The organism is Paratractidigestivibacter sp., assembly GCF_963660155.1.
In the GTDB taxonomy this organism is placed as follows: domain Bacteria; phylum Actinomycetota; class Coriobacteriia; order Coriobacteriales; family Atopobiaceae; genus Paratractidigestivibacter.
In genome coordinates, this window is sequence record NZ_CAVKWG010000008.1 from 1 (window position 1) to 13,521 (window position 13,521).

Below are 13,521 nucleotides of genomic sequence, written 5' to 3' on the forward strand. Positions count from 1 at the left end.
GAAAAAAAGACCTGCCCACGCTCGCGCAGGCAGGTCTAGCAGGCGTTTATTGCCTAAAGTTTAGTGCATATCCGGGGCCTGGGGAGCCGGGTCATGGCAGATCTGGCGAGCCCACTTCTCGCAGGCCGGGGCCCAGAAGAGCGACACGACGAAGCCGACGATCCAGCACTGGACGACGGAGCTGGCCCAAGCAGCGGGGAAAGCAGCGATGGGGGCGCCGTTGAACACGCAGGCGTTCAGGTAGGTGAGGATCACGGAGTTGAACGCGACGTATATGGTGTTCACGACGACGTTGAGGGCAGCGGCGAACTTAAGGCCGTCGCTGGGTTTGAGGCCGCGGCCCATAGCGAAGTCGAAGCCCCACTTCTCGCAGGGGATGAACCAACCCACGAGGAACGAGACGATATAGGCGATGACCGTGTTCTTGAGCGTGGAGCCGATGACTGCCGGCCAAAAAGCTTCGGCCGGAACGTCGGCCTGACCGATGGCGATGTAGCTTGCCACGGCGGAGATCGCGAAGGCGATCATGATGTTGGTGAGCAGAATCTTTACGAGCCTGGTCTTGGTCTGCATGGGCATGGTATTCAAATCCTTTCTTATCCCTCTCCGAAGGCAAACATACTGTGAACAGTCTATGGAGACAGCAGCTCAAGACCCATAGAAAAACGCACTAAAGCGCCCGCACAAATATATAGATACTTGTGCGGGCGCCCAACGAACTTTAAATCAACCTGAAAGGTATTTTTGATTACTTGCGGAGTTCGAAGCCCTTCGCGCCGTCGATGTGCAGGTCGCAGGTGTAGTAGGCCGTAAGGGCGTCCACGCCGAGCGCGATATCGCGCGCGCCGGTGGTCTCAAAGCAGGAGTGCATGGCGAGCTGGGGCAGGCCAACGTCGACGCCGTGCATGCTCACCTGGGTGTTGGACAAATTGCCGAGGGTGCCGCCGCCAGCCATGTCGGAGCGGTTGGAGAAGACCTGGTGGGGCACGTCGGCGGCGTCGCACACGGCGATAAAGGCGGCGCGGCTGAAGGCGTCGGAGCAGTAGTGCTGGTTCGCGGCCTCCTTGATGGCGATGCCGCCGTTGAGCCAGCAGCGGTTGGCCTCGTCGTGCTTATCGGCGTGGTTGGGATGGCAGGCGTGGGCATTGTCGCAGCTCAGCATGAAGGAGCCGGCAACGGCACGGCGATACTCTTCGTCGGTCTTGCCGAGAGCGGAGTTGACGCGCATGAGGACGTCCTTGAGGAACGTGGACATGGCGCCCTGCTTGGTGTTGCTGCCGACCTCCTCGTTGTCGAAGCACGCGAACACGTTGACCTGGTGCTCGTTTGCTCCAGCGGCGAGCATGCCCTCAAGAGCGGCATAGGCGCAGCCGAGGTCGTCGAGCTTCGGAGCGCTGAGGAACTCGTTGGCAGCGCCCCACACCACGGCCGGCTGGCGGTTGTAGAGAAACACGTCGCGCGCGAGGATATCGGCGCGCTCGACGCCCAGGTCCTCAGCGATCATCTGGTCGAAGGCGTCCTTGGAGAGATCGCCCGCCGAGAACATGGCCACGATGTCCTTCGCGCGGTTGAGCTCGAGTTTCGCGTTCATCTCGCGGTTGAGGTGGATGGCGAGGCTCGGGATGATGGCGACGTCGCGCGCGGAGTCGTACAGGCGGCTCACCACGCGGTCGCCCTCGCGCACCAGGACGCGGCCGGCCACGCCGAGCTGACGGTCGAGCCACGTGTGGTCGATCATGCCGCCGTAGGCCTCGACGTCGAGCTTGAGGTAGGAGCCCGGGCCCTCGAGCTCGGCCACGGGCTTGACCTTGAAGACCGGGGAGTCGCCGTGCGCGGCGGCCACCTGGAAGTGGTAGTCGTCGAGCTTCTCGCCGACCTCAAAGGCAATGATGCTGGAGCCGTTGCGGGTGGTAAAGTAGCGGCCGCCGGGGGCGATGCTCCAGGCATCGGTCTCGGCGAGCTCCTCGAATCCAGCCTCCGTCAGTCGAGCGGAGAGCTGCGCCGTCGTGTGGAACATGGACGGGCACGAGTCGATGAACTTGCAAAGCGCGCGGGCGTGGTCGGTGTTCGTCATGGCAAACCCCAATCTATAGGTTGAACTCTTATACGCGATAGAGTCTAACACCTGTTGCTCGCCGGCTCGATAAGCGAGCGCGGGCCAATCGGCGTATGATAGCTGGGTTGAGCGGGCCCCAGACCAGATAAGGAGACGACCATGTGCGAGCTCTTCGCCGTCAACGCGGCGCGCCCCGTCGAGGTCGGAGCCTACCTTAAGGATTTTTTCTCTCACAGCAAGAAGCACAAGGACGGCTGGGGAATCTCATGGCGCGTTGACGCGACGTCGGCAGACGGCGCTGCGGCCGATGCCACCGACGGCGGTGAGGACGACACAGACGTCTTCCTGCACCGCGAGCCCGTGCCCGCCTGGACCTCCGCCTACATCCCGGCCCTGCTCGAGGGCGGGCTCTCTTCTTCGCAGATGGAGGCCCACATCCGCCTCTCGACCTGCGGGCAAACCGTCCGCGAGAACTGCCACCCGTTCTATGGCACCGACGTCTCGGGCCGCGAGTGGACGCTCATCCACAACGGGATTCTCTTCAATGAGGAGCTCCTTGCCACCTATGACCTCAAAGAGGTCGGCCAGACCGACTCCGAGCGAGCTCTGCTCTTCTTGCTCGACGTGATCGACGAGGCCGCGGTGCGATCCGGCGGCATACTCGACTTCCCCGTGCGGTTCCAGGCGCTCTCCGGCGCCGTGTCGCAGATCTCGAATCTGAACCGCCTGAACCTCATCATCGACGACGGCGAGTACACCTACGTCCATACGAACACGAATGTGGACTCGTTGCACTTCCGGCAGCTCGGCGAAGACGCCATCGTCTTCTCGACGCAGCCGCTCGGCGGCGAGGGTGAGGCCGATTTTTGGCGGCCGGTGCCCAAAAACCGGCTCATCGCGTACAAAGACGGGCGGCTCGTGCGCACGTCGACGCCGCATGGATATGTGTTCTGCGAGGCGATACTCGACCTGCGCCGCAAGTTCGGCGACGCATGGACGAGCGTGCTTGAGTAACGCAACCGAGGCCCCGCGGGATTACCTCCGTGCTCAAACAGCCCTCTTCGCACGGACGTGACATTAAGTCACGTCCGGCTCATGCGGAAACTGCGCGCGGAGGTAATCCCGCGGGGCCTAAACAACGCCTGCAGAAGCACGCTCGCCTAAGGCAAGTCGCTCAAGGTCGAGGAAAATGGTTGCGCTTCGCGCACATGACTCTTTGGCGCTTCGCGCAAAGCCGTTTTTGGTGCGCGCCGTTGGCCGGCGGACTCAGAAAACGATGGTCAGCACTTGGATGATGACCCAGCAGATGAAGAGGAAGACGGCTAGGAAGACGAAGACGTCGAGGACGGCGCGCAGAAAGCCGCCGCAGCCGCCGACGGGTCGCGAGCCGCCTTTGTCCATCGAGGCCTCGTCGAGATAGGCCAAGGTCCAGAAGTTTGGCTTGTACCAGCTGTTCTTCTTGCTCATGGACGCGAAACCCCCTACCTGGCGAAGAGGGCCCCTGTCCCGTTGCGGGTGGCAGGGGCCCTCAGGCTTGCGCTACGTCTTGGCCTAGATGGCGACGATGTTGACCAGGCGGCCCTTGATCACGATGACCTTCTTGATCTGTTTGCCGGCGATCTGGTCTGCCACGGCGGCCTTGGCCGCCTCGGCGACCTCATCGTCGGAGGCGTCGGCGGCCACGGTCACGCGGCCGCGGACCTTGCCCTTGATCTGGACGGCGATCTCGACCTCGTCGGACTTGGCGAGCTCGGCGTCGAACTCCGGCCACGGCTCGTTGTACACGGAGCCCGCAAGGTGCAGAGCCTCGTGGTAGAGCTCCTCGGCCCAGTGCGGGCAGATCGGGGCGAGCATGGCCACGATGTCGAGCGCGGCCACGTAATCCAGCGCGGCGTCGCGATCGTCGGAGACGACGTACTTGGAGGCGGCGTTCACGATCTCCATGACGGCCGAGATGGCGGTGTTGAACTGGCCGCGGTCGAAGTCGTTCGTGCACTTGACGCCCATGCCGTTCAACGTGCGGAAGAGCTCGGCCGCGGTGCCCTTGAGCGCCTTGTGGTCCACCGCGCCCTTCTCGGCGCCGCAGGAGAGCTGCCAAACGATGTTCCAGGCGCGCTTGATGAAGCGGTTCGCGCCGGCGACGGCCTTGGGATCCCAGTCGAAGTCCTTCTCGGGCGGGGCGATGAAGAGGATCGCCAGGCGCATCGTGTCGGCGCCGTAGGGCTCGATAACGCTCGAGGGCGGCACGACGTTGCCCTTGGACTTGGACATGACGTCGCCGTGCTCGTCCTTGACCATGCCCTGACACAGCAGGTTGGTAAAGGGCTCGTCGCAGTCGATCATGCCGAGGTCGCGCAGGACCTTGGTCCAGAAACGGCTGTAGAGCAGGTGCAGGATGGCGTGCTCGATGCCGCCGATGTAGTTGTCGACCGGCATCCAGCGGTCAACGGCCTCCTTAGAGAAGGGCAGCTCCTCGTTGTGAGGGTCGGTGTAGCGCAGGTAGTACCAAGAGGAGCACGTGAAGGTGTCCATGGTGTCGGTAATGCGACGGGCCGGCTTTCCGCACTTGGGGCAAGTGGTCTCGTAGAACGGCGCGTACTCGGCGAGCGTCTCGCCGGCGCCGAGGTCGAGGTTCTCGGGCAGGGTGACGGGCAGGTCCTCGTAGGGCACGGGCACGTCGCCGCAACAGTCGCAGTGGATCATCGGGATGGGGTTGCCCCAGTAGCGCTGGCGAGAGATCAGCCAGTCGCGCAGGCGGAACTGGACCTTCTCGCGGCCGAGGCCTCGCTCGGAGAGCCAGCCGATGATGGCGTCGACGGCCTCGGAGTGCTTGCCGCCCTTAAGGCCGGTAAAGTCGCCGGACTGCACGAGGTAGCCCTCGGCCACCATCGCGCGGTCCCAGTCCACGGAGGTGACGACGAGCTCCTTCTCGTCCTTAAGCTGCTCGTAGAGGGGGTCGTCCTTCTCGCAGATGATCGGGGCGATCTCGAGGTCGTACTTCTTGGCGAAGTCGAAGTCGCGCTGGTCGCCGCAGGGCACGCCCATGACGGCGCCGGTGCCGTAGTCCATGAGGACGTAGTCGGCGACCCAGATAGGGGCCGGGCGGCCGTTGATCGGGTTGATGACGTAGCGGCCGGTGAAGACGCCGTGCTTCTCGCGCTCAGAGCCCTGGCGGTCGACGCTGGAGACCTGCTCGGTGGCAGCCTTGAGCTCCTTGAAGGCAGCCTCGTGCTCGGTGCCGGCCACGAGCTCGGCGGCAAGCGGGCTCTCGGGCGGCAGCAGGAAGAAGGACACGCCGAAGAGGGTGTCGGCGCGCGTCGTGAAGACGGTGATCTTGCGGTCGGTCGGCGTCACGCCGTCCTCGGCGGCCAGGGTGAAGTCGATCTCGGCGCCCTCGGAGCGGCCGATCCAGTTGCGCTGCTGGGCCTTGACGTTCTCAGGCCAACCCTCGAGGGTGTCCAGGTCGTCGAGCAGCTCTTGGGCGTAATCGGTGATCTTGAGGTACCACTGCGAGAGCTCGCGCTTCTCGGGTACCGAGCCGCAGCGCCAGCACTTGCCGTCGACGACCTGCTCGTTGGCGAGCACCGTGTTGCACGACGGACACCAGTTGACCGGAGAGGTGCTGCGGTAGGCCAGACCCTTCTCCCACATCTTGAGGAACGTCCACTGGCCCCACTTGTAGTAGTCGGGGTCGCAGGTGTTGAACATGCGGTCGTAGTCGTAGGAGAAGCCCATTCGCTTCATGGTCTTGACGGCCTGCTCGATGTTCTTGTGGGTCCACTCGCCCGCCTGGGTATTGTGCTTGATGGCGGCGTTCTCGGCAGGAAGGCCGAAGGCGTCGAAGCCCATGGGGTGCAGCACATCAAAGCCGCGCATACGGGCCTGGCGGGCCATGGCGTCGCCGATGGTGTAGTTGCGCGCGTGGCCCATGTGCAGGTCGCCGGAGGGGTACGGGAACATCTCCATGACAAACTTCTTGGGCTTGGCGGGGTCCTCGTCGGCCTTGTAGAGGTCGTTGGCGGCCCAGTCGGCCTGCCACTTGGTCTCGATGGCCTCGGCGTCGTAGGCCGGGACCTCGAAGGTGCTCTTGTCTGCGTCGGACATGCTCGCGCTCCTTATTTGCAGCAAATGGTCAACTTATAGATTGTAGCAAGTCTGCAGGTGCGCAGCCACGGCCGGGGATGTATCCGAACAGCATAAAGGCGGACCCGAAAGCCCGCCTTGCGCTTTTTGGTAGCCCGTACCAGATTCGAACTGGTGATCTCCGCCTTGAGAGGGCGGCGTCCTAAACCGCTAGACGAACGGGCCACATAAGCTAAGAAGCAAATGGCTGGGACTGAGAGAGTCGAACTCCCGTTGACGGAACCAGAATCCGCTGTCCTACCACTAGACGAAGTCCCAATTGCTCCTGCGCAGTAAATCTTTGCGCGAGAAATTACTATACGGAAGCATGCCTGGATTTGCAAGCACTTTTTTTGAAAAAATGCGGCAGGCAAAAAATCAGGAACGCGAAACCGTATGGGCGCATCAGTCGTCGTAGCGCAGCTCGGCAAGAAGCGCCTCGCGGTCATTGGGCAGCTCATCGTTTATCACCGCGGCAAGAAGCGACCGCAAGATCAAGCCCACGCCGGGGCCGGGCTCGATGCAGCGCTCGCGGATGACGTCGGCGCCGCCTACCTTGAGGTCCGACACAGCGCAGGTCTTGCCGCGCTCGAGCTCGGTGCGAAGGGCCGCCTCATGGGCGTCGAGGTCGACGGCATAGGCCAGGCAGTTCGGCGCCTTGCCGAGCGCGTCGGCGCGCTTGAGGCCGATGAGCATATGCGCGAGCGCGGCGCCGCGGCCGGGGCATGCGTCCTCGAGCTTGGCTAGCATCTTGCGGGTCGAGCGCACATCGGCCTTTATCGGCAGGTCGTGGAGGCGGACGAGGGCCTGGGCCTCGCGCACGGTCTGTCGCTCGACGGCAAGCCTGCCCATGACGCGCCCGGCAACGCGCGCACCTTCCTCAGGATGGCCGAAGAAGTGCCCGCGCCCGCCGTCGTCCATGCTGAAGGCGGACGGCTTGGCCACGTCGTGCAGCAACGCGGCCCAGCGAAGCGGGCGCGCAGCACACCCGCCCGAGACCGCCTCGACGCCCGCGCAGACGCGCGCCGTGTGCTCGAGCACGTCGTAGGCGTGATAAGGGCTTCTCTGGTCAAAACCGCGCAGCGGAGCGAGCTCCGGAAGAGCCGCGGCGAGCACATCAAACTCGTGGCGAAGCGCCCAAGCCATGCGACCCGAGGCGAGGATGCCGTCGATCTCCTGGCCGATGCGCTCAGAGGCGATATCGGCCAGGCCTGGGGCCGCGGCCGTGAGCGCCTCTTGTGTGGCGGGCTCGATAACAAAGCCCAGCCGGCACGCGAAACGGACCGCGCGGAGCACACGCAGGGCATCCTCCTCGAAGCGGCGCGCCGGCTCCCCCACCGCACGGATAACGCCGCATGCGATGTCGTCTTGCCCGCCGAAGGGGTCGAGCAGCCCGCGGCCCGGGTGATACGCCATCGCATTCACCGTGAGGTCGCGGCGCGCGAGGTCTTCTCGCACGTCGGTTACGAAACGCACCTCATCGGGATGGCGCCGGTCGGAATAGGCCCCTTCCACGCGGTACGTCGTCGTCTCGACGGGGAGGCCATCGACCACGGCCGTAACGGTGCCGTGCTGGGCGCCCGTCTCGTGGACCTCGATGCCCGCGGCCCGCAGCACACGCGCGGTCTCTTGCCACGGGGCCGAGGTGGTCACGTCGATGTCGTGGCCACGGCACCCCATGAGCGCGTCGCGCACCCAGCCGCCGACGACCCAGGCTTCATAGCCGGAGGCCTCTAGTGTGTCCACGACGCGCATCGCATAAGCAGGAACTTCCGTTCGTATGGTCGGCAGCCCCATGTTCGTACCTTCCCCTTCTGTATGTCCGCGGAAAGTATAGCAACGGACAGATTGCGATCCGAGGCGCGGCAGGCAACCGGCGGCAATGCGTGCCCACCAAAAAAGGAGGCCCGCCGAAGCGGACCCCCTTCTCAGCTCAAATATGTAATTAGGAATTAGAGCTTGGTGACGTTGGAAGCCTGGAGCTTGCCGTTCTGACCAGTGGTAATCTCGAACTGGACAGCCTGGCCCTCGTCCAGAGTCTTGAAGCCGTCCATCTGAATCTCGGAGTAGTGGACGAACAGGTCGTCGCCGTCCTCACGAGAGATGAAGCCGTAGCCCTTGTCCGGATTGAACCACTTAACAGTACCCTGAGCCATGTCGTGCCTTTCGTTCTTAGCCCCGCGGGGCCAATTGCTGCGCCCCGGGTAGGGCGCGATACCTTGTGGCAATTCGCCACTTGGCTATGTTACCCCGAAACCCGCGCGGATTTACCGACAATCCGTTCGGGGGCTATTTGCGGCCGATGGGGCGATTACGCGACCTTAGCCAGCGGGGAGTTTACTTAACGTGGGTCGGCTCGGTCTTGAAGAAGGTCGCACGGCCCACGCGGTGGACAAGGCGGCCGACGCCCTCGTACTTGATGGTCGAGCCCGCCATCTTGATCAGGTGCGCCCACCAAGCGGTGTAGTCGATCTTGGGCTTGGGAAGGCCGAGCAACTCGCAGAAGAACTTCTTGCGGTGAGGGGCGATCTCGGGGTTATTGATGACGAGTTCGGGGTCCATCTTGGCAAAGCACTTCTGGACGCGGTCCTTGACCAGGGGATTGTCCCAACCGTCATCGTAGATAGCACCGAAGCTGTAGTTGATGCCGCGCAGGTCGTGGGCCTGCCAGATACGGTCGTCGGTAACGTTCAGGCGCTTCATGATGTCGTACATGTCGTCCCAGCGATCGAACGGGCGCGTGATGGCCTCGTCGGTCTTGTGGTTCCTGGTGGAGTAAGGCAGGTCGCAGCGGTAGTTGTAGTACGGTTTATCCAGATAGACGATGGCCTTGGCCTGGCACATGGTCTCGACGAGGAAGGGATTATCGGCCCAGCCGGCGCCCGGGTACTCGGGGAAAGCGATGTTGTTGTTGCGCAGGAACCCAGTGCGGTAGATGGCCGACCAGATGGACGGGTGCATGCTCATGAGCTTAGGCTCGTCGGCGACGGTGATGGGGGCCGTGGACGTGGGGATCTCGCCCTGCATAGTGGAGGGATACGGCGCCTGCTCCTTGGGGTCGTCCCAGTTGCGGATGTCGGTCCACGGGGTCTTCACGATGTCGAGCTGCTCCTCGAAGCCATCAGCGAAGGTAAGCATGTCCTCGTACATCGTGGGGTCGATCCAGTCGTCGGGCTCAATGATGGAAATCCAATCGCCCTTAGCAAGGCGAAGGCCCATGTTGCAGCCCTGGCCGTAGCCGCCGTTGGCCTTGTCCACAAGCACGACGCGGGAGTCCTTCGCGGCGTGGGCGCGGATGATATCGGGGCTCGAGTCGGTGGAGCCGTCGTTGATGCACAAGATCTCGATGTTCTTGTGCGTCTGGGCCTCAATGGAGTCGAGGCACTGGTCGAGATAGTTCTCAACGTTGTAGATAGGAACAACGATGGAGACCAGGGCCTTAGAGTCGCCGTGCATGAAATCCTCCTGAGTCGATGATCAGCTGCGGGTGTATTTAAGATTTAAATTCTAGCCGATATGAAAGCCGCGGGCCGACTCTGGGCTGGGCACAAAGCGTCCATCAACCAAAATGCATCGAATTGCGTTTCATGCGACAGCAGCTTGGCTACGCCTGCGGTTTGGGGACAGTCCCTTTTGCGCACACGAATCGCCGTTGCAAGCAGTTCGCCCAACGGTTCGGCGGCGAGCCTCGGAGCCTCATTCGTGTGCGCAAAAGGGACTGTCCCCAAACCGCAGGCGCGGCGTCAGAACTCGGCGAAGCGGGGGTCGCCGGCGCGCGCGAGCTCCTCGCCGCAGGCGAGCTCGGACACCGCAGCCAAGAAGGGCGCCTCGGTACCGGCGCGAAAAGCACAGGTGAGCTGCACATCCTCGAGGAAAAGCGAGTCCTTGACCTTGCCGCCCGCCTCGTCGATGAGCCGACTCACCCGGTCGTAGAGCGCGTAGGGAAGCTGGACGACCACAGGCGTCACAAGCGTCATCTCGACGATGGCCCCTTCGGCCTCAGCCGCGGCGACGGCCTGCTGAGTGGCGGCGGTATAGGCCCGCACGAGGCCGCCCGGGCCGAGCAGCGTGCCGCCGAAGTAGCGGGTGACCACGCAGCAGACGTCGGCGAGGCCCGCACCGCGCAGGACCTCCAAGGTCGGCATACCGGAAGTGCGGGAAGGCTCGCCGTCATCGGAGCAGCGCTCTCGGCCGTCTGACAAGATCCAAGCCGGCACATTATGGCGCGCATCGTGGTGGCGCGCGCGGACCTCGGCGATGAAGGCGTCGGCCGCGGCCTCGTCGGCGACGTGGACGAGCTGCGCGATGAAGCGGCTGCGACGGTCCTCGAACTCCCCTTGGGCCTCAGCGCCTGCTCGCAACGTGAGGTATCCGGACTTCCCCATCATCGCTCCCCTGCGTAAGCGCGCGGGCTAATCTCGAGCATAGGCTCGCCGGCGCGCACGGAATCGGCGCAGATGATGCGCACGGGACCCGTCTCGCCGGAGTTCGTCACGGTGACGATGACGGTGTCGTCAAGGCCCGAGCCGCTAATCTGATCCTGGTCGAATGAGATGAGCGCGTCTCCCGCCGTGACCGGGTCGCCTTTATCGACGAAGCAGGTAAAACCCTTGCCGCGCAGGCGCACGGTGTCAACGCCGACGTGCAGGAGCACCTCGGCGCCGCCCTCGGCGCGCAGGGCCACGGCATGCTTGCTGGCGACGACAGATGTCACAGCGCCGGAAACGGGCGCGTACGCGACGCCGGACGCAGGCCTCACGGCGAGCCCCTCGCCGAGCATGCCCTGCGAGAAAACGGGGTCTGAAACCTGTGAGAGCGGGACGACCTCGCCCGTCGCCGGGGCATAGATCGAGCCCGCGCGTCCCTCGGCGGCGACGGCCTCTGGACGCGACGGGGCAAAGAGAGAATCGAGCAGACCCAACGTTGAAGCACCTCTCGCACAAATGGGCGCGGCCATGCGCGCCGACCAGCCCGACTATTGTAGCAATTGCGTGAGAGACCCCGGCGCGGGAGGCGAATCCTCAACCGAGCCGAGGTCATTGATGGTAGAATCGCTCACGCGAGGTGGGCCAGACGACCGCGGGGCGCGCGGGAAACCGCACGTCATGAGGAAAGTCCGGGCTCCACAGGGCAGGATGCTGGCTAACGGCCAGGCGGGGTAACCCGACGGAAAGCGCCGCAGAAAAGAAGACTCCCACTGGCGCCTCGGCGTTAAGGGAAAAGCTGAAACGGTGGTGTAAGAGACCACCAGCGTCGTGGCAACACGGCGGCTTGGCAAGCCCCATCCGGAGCAAACGCAAATAGGAGCGCCATGGTGTGGCCCGCACCGCGCTCGGGTTGCGCGCTTGAGGGCAGCGGTGACGCTGCTCCTAGATAAATGGTCGTCCACGACAGAACCCGGCTCATAGGCCCGCCTCGCACCTACTTTTCATATGCGGACAAAGGCAACAGCAGCCTGCCGTCAATGCCTGTCGCACGCTGCAGAAAAAACCGCTTCGCTTGGCGCGATTGGGACCAAGCAAAGCGGTTTTCTTTGCAAAAGAACCAAGCGGAGCCGCTTTCTTTACGGCGCGGCCTCGTTCGGCACTAAATAGGTGCACTACCCCCAAATCGCAGGCATAGCCCCCTCATCGCCTCGGCAGGGCGCCCTTCTTTGCGAGGTAGGCGATGTAGAGATAAACGGGGATGTAGCAGATCGCGGTGTAGACGAGCATGCCCGCGGCGGCGACGGGCGTGTGGTCGATGACGAGCGCCCCGGTGACCACCACAGTACCCACCTGGTTGATGAGGGCGAAGCCCACAAAATTGTTGATCCAGTGGACGGCGCAACCGGCCATGGCGTCCCCAAAAGCGACGTCGAAGAAGTATAGCGAGGCCCCGGCGAGGAAGTAGATCGAGAAAGCCACGGCCACGTCGATGCCGGACTGGCTAAGCACCTCGGGGTTGCTGCCGTGCAGCCACATGAAAAGTAATGACGAGACGAGACCGGCAATGACGCAGCGCAGTGTGGGCGCGATTTTCTCACCACAGGACCAGCGAAGGAAGATGCCGCGGAACACGAGCTCCTCCCACGTGGTCTGCATCCACGTCAGCGACGCCACGACAAGCAGGTTCACAAAGATAGGGATGGGACCGATGGTGTTCAGCTCAAGCTCGGCGCCGAAGCGCGACGAGATGAGGGTGGAGACGACGTAGCCGACCAGATAGACCAAGATGATCTTGGCAGCTTGCGCCCAATCCGGCGAGCCTTCGGCGCCAAACAGCAGCGCGCGCAGGCTCATCTTGCAAATAAGCTGCAGGTAAAGCACGGCAAAAAAGAACAACAAGGCAAAGGTGAGGAAGTTGGAGAGCGTGCTCGGCAGCCACGACCACTCCTCCCCCAGACTAAGGGAATCCAAAGGGCCGATGAACAACGTAGCGACGAGCGACGCACTCAGATAGTCGGCAGCGAGAAAGCCGATCCAGCGCAGCACCGAGACCTTGCCCGGTGCACGCGAGCCGTCCTTCTCGAGTTCGAGCTTTTCGGCCATACGAGGCAATCCTTTCGCTAAATAATCCCCGGCCCGAATTCACTGAGGACCGGGGATATACGCTCAATTACGAGAGTCTATGCCCGAGGGACTAGTCGAGGTCGCCGAAGTCGCCGAGGCCGGAAACGGTAGCCTGGGCAGGGCCCTGCTGGACAGAGGCCGAAACGGCGACGGAAGCAGCGGCAACGTCGCTGTGGGTCGTGCCGGAGAGACCGTAGAGGCCGGAGCCGGAGGAACCCCGAGCGGGGAAGACGCTCTCGGCATCGTCCATGAAGTGCTGCAGGAGCTTCTTGTACTCGGTGCGGAACTCCTCGCGGGAGGACTTGAGGCGGTCGATCTCGTCGAGCTCGTTCTGCTTCTCGGCGAAGGCCTGGCGAATGACCTCGCGGGCCTTGGTGTCGGCGTCGTTGAGGATGCGCTCGGCGTCGTTGCGTGCCTCCTCGACGAGCTTGTCGGCGGACTGCTGGGCGGCGATGAGCACCCGGGAAATCTGGTGCTCGGAGGCATGCATGGTGTTCTGGACAGGCTCGGGATCCGGGACGGCGCTGGCGGCCTGGGGCGCGACGGCAGCGGCGTCCACCTGCTCCTGGAGGCTCTGGACCTCTGCCTGGGAATCGGCGAGCTGCTGCTCGGTCGTAATCAGGCGAGACTTGAGGTCAGCAATCTTCTGGAGCATGGCATCGACCTCGCCGGAGAGGGTATCGAGGAATTTATCGACCTCCTCGGTGTCATAGCCGTGCTTGGAGGGAGAGAAGGTCTGCTGTTCGATATCTGCGGGTGTGATTACCATTCCGAATCCCTTTCGTGTTCCTT

At 63.4% G+C, this 13,521-nt stretch carries 12 protein-coding genes, 2 tRNA genes and 1 other RNA gene; 2 read left to right on the plus strand and 13 right to left on the minus strand.

Translation table 11 applies throughout. The features are described 5' to 3' along the window. Positions 1-60: 60 nt before the first annotated feature. Both U5709_RS00865 and U5709_RS00870 read right to left on the minus strand, forming a co-directional pair. Positions 61-579 (minus strand): hypothetical protein, encoded by a 519-nt coding sequence (locus U5709_RS00865; RefSeq protein ID WP_321971954.1) that lies wholly within the window; start codon positions 577-579, stop codon positions 61-63. A gap of 169 nt (positions 580-748) precedes the next feature. Next, positions 749-2,074: a M18 family aminopeptidase gene (locus U5709_RS00870; protein ID WP_321971955.1), complete on the minus strand. Its 1,326-nt coding sequence runs from the start codon at positions 2,072-2,074 to the stop codon at positions 749-751. Between the two features lie 141 nt (positions 2,075-2,215). Here U5709_RS00870 and U5709_RS00875 point away from each other — a divergent pair, with 141 nt between their 5' ends. Continuing rightward, positions 2,216-3,070 carry a class II glutamine amidotransferase gene (locus U5709_RS00875; protein WP_321971956.1) on the plus strand — a complete coding sequence of 285 codons (855 nt, stop codon included), beginning with the start codon at positions 2,216-2,218 and terminating at the stop codon, positions 3,068-3,070. A gap of 252 nt (positions 3,071-3,322) precedes the next feature. Here U5709_RS00875 and U5709_RS00880 read toward each other — a convergent pair whose 3' ends face one another. From U5709_RS00880 to U5709_RS00920, 9 genes are all read right to left on the minus strand, one after another. Further along, positions 3,323-3,523 carry a hypothetical protein gene (locus U5709_RS00880; RefSeq protein ID WP_321972554.1) on the minus strand — a complete coding sequence of 67 codons (201 nt, stop codon included), beginning with the start codon at positions 3,521-3,523 and terminating at the stop codon, positions 3,323-3,325. A gap of 84 nt (positions 3,524-3,607) precedes the next feature. Further along, complete coding sequence (gene leuS / locus U5709_RS00885) at positions 3,608-6,160, minus strand: leucine--tRNA ligase (protein WP_321972555.1); 2,553 nt, start codon at positions 6,158-6,160, stop codon at positions 3,608-3,610. A 127-nt stretch (positions 6,161-6,287) separates the two neighbouring features. Further along, positions 6,288-6,364, minus strand: a tRNA-Glu gene (locus U5709_RS00890). Between the two features lie 19 nt (positions 6,365-6,383). Continuing rightward, positions 6,384-6,457 (minus strand) — tRNA-Gln (locus U5709_RS00895). A gap of 126 nt (positions 6,458-6,583) precedes the next feature. After that, positions 6,584-7,975 (minus strand): CCA tRNA nucleotidyltransferase, encoded by a 1,392-nt coding sequence (locus tag U5709_RS00900; protein ID WP_321972556.1) that lies wholly within the window; start codon positions 7,973-7,975, stop codon positions 6,584-6,586. Between the two features lie 155 nt (positions 7,976-8,130). Further along, a complete protein-coding gene (locus U5709_RS00905; RefSeq protein ID WP_321971959.1) occupies positions 8,131-8,334 on the minus strand; it encodes a cold-shock protein in 204 nt (67 codons plus the stop codon). A gap of 181 nt (positions 8,335-8,515) precedes the next feature. Beyond that, the gene (locus tag U5709_RS00910; RefSeq protein ID WP_321971960.1) at positions 8,516-9,634 is read right to left on the minus strand and encodes a glycosyltransferase; all 1,119 of its coding nucleotides are present in this window, start codon (positions 9,632-9,634) and stop codon (positions 8,516-8,518) included. A 287-nt stretch (positions 9,635-9,921) separates the two neighbouring features. Then, positions 9,922-10,563, minus strand: a complete 642-nt coding sequence (locus U5709_RS00915) for a YigZ family protein (RefSeq protein ID WP_321971961.1) — start codon at positions 10,561-10,563, stop codon at positions 9,922-9,924. Continuing rightward, on the minus strand, positions 10,563-11,099 hold the full coding sequence (locus U5709_RS00920) for a PTS glucose transporter subunit IIA (RefSeq protein WP_321972557.1): 537 nt from the start codon (positions 11,097-11,099) through the stop codon (positions 10,563-10,565). The genes U5709_RS00915 and U5709_RS00920 overlap by 1 nt, the downstream gene beginning before the upstream one ends. Before the next feature lie 140 nt (positions 11,100-11,239). On the opposite strand from U5709_RS00920, the gene rnpB reads away from it, so the two are divergent. Next, an RNA gene (gene rnpB, locus U5709_RS00925) (RNase P RNA component class A) lies at positions 11,240-11,599 on the plus strand. Between the two features lie 206 nt (positions 11,600-11,805). On the opposite strand, the gene U5709_RS00930 is transcribed toward rnpB, so the two are convergent. Both U5709_RS00930 and U5709_RS00935 read right to left on the minus strand, forming a co-directional pair. Beyond that, positions 11,806-12,708, minus strand: a complete 903-nt coding sequence (locus tag U5709_RS00930; protein WP_321971963.1) for a type II CAAX prenyl endopeptidase Rce1 family protein — start codon at positions 12,706-12,708, stop codon at positions 11,806-11,808. 91 nt (positions 12,709-12,799) lie between these two features. Then, positions 12,800-13,498, minus strand: coding sequence for a DivIVA domain-containing protein (locus U5709_RS00935; RefSeq protein ID WP_321971964.1), 699 nt, complete (start codon positions 13,496-13,498; stop codon positions 12,800-12,802). Positions 13,499-13,521 lie beyond the last annotated feature (23 nt).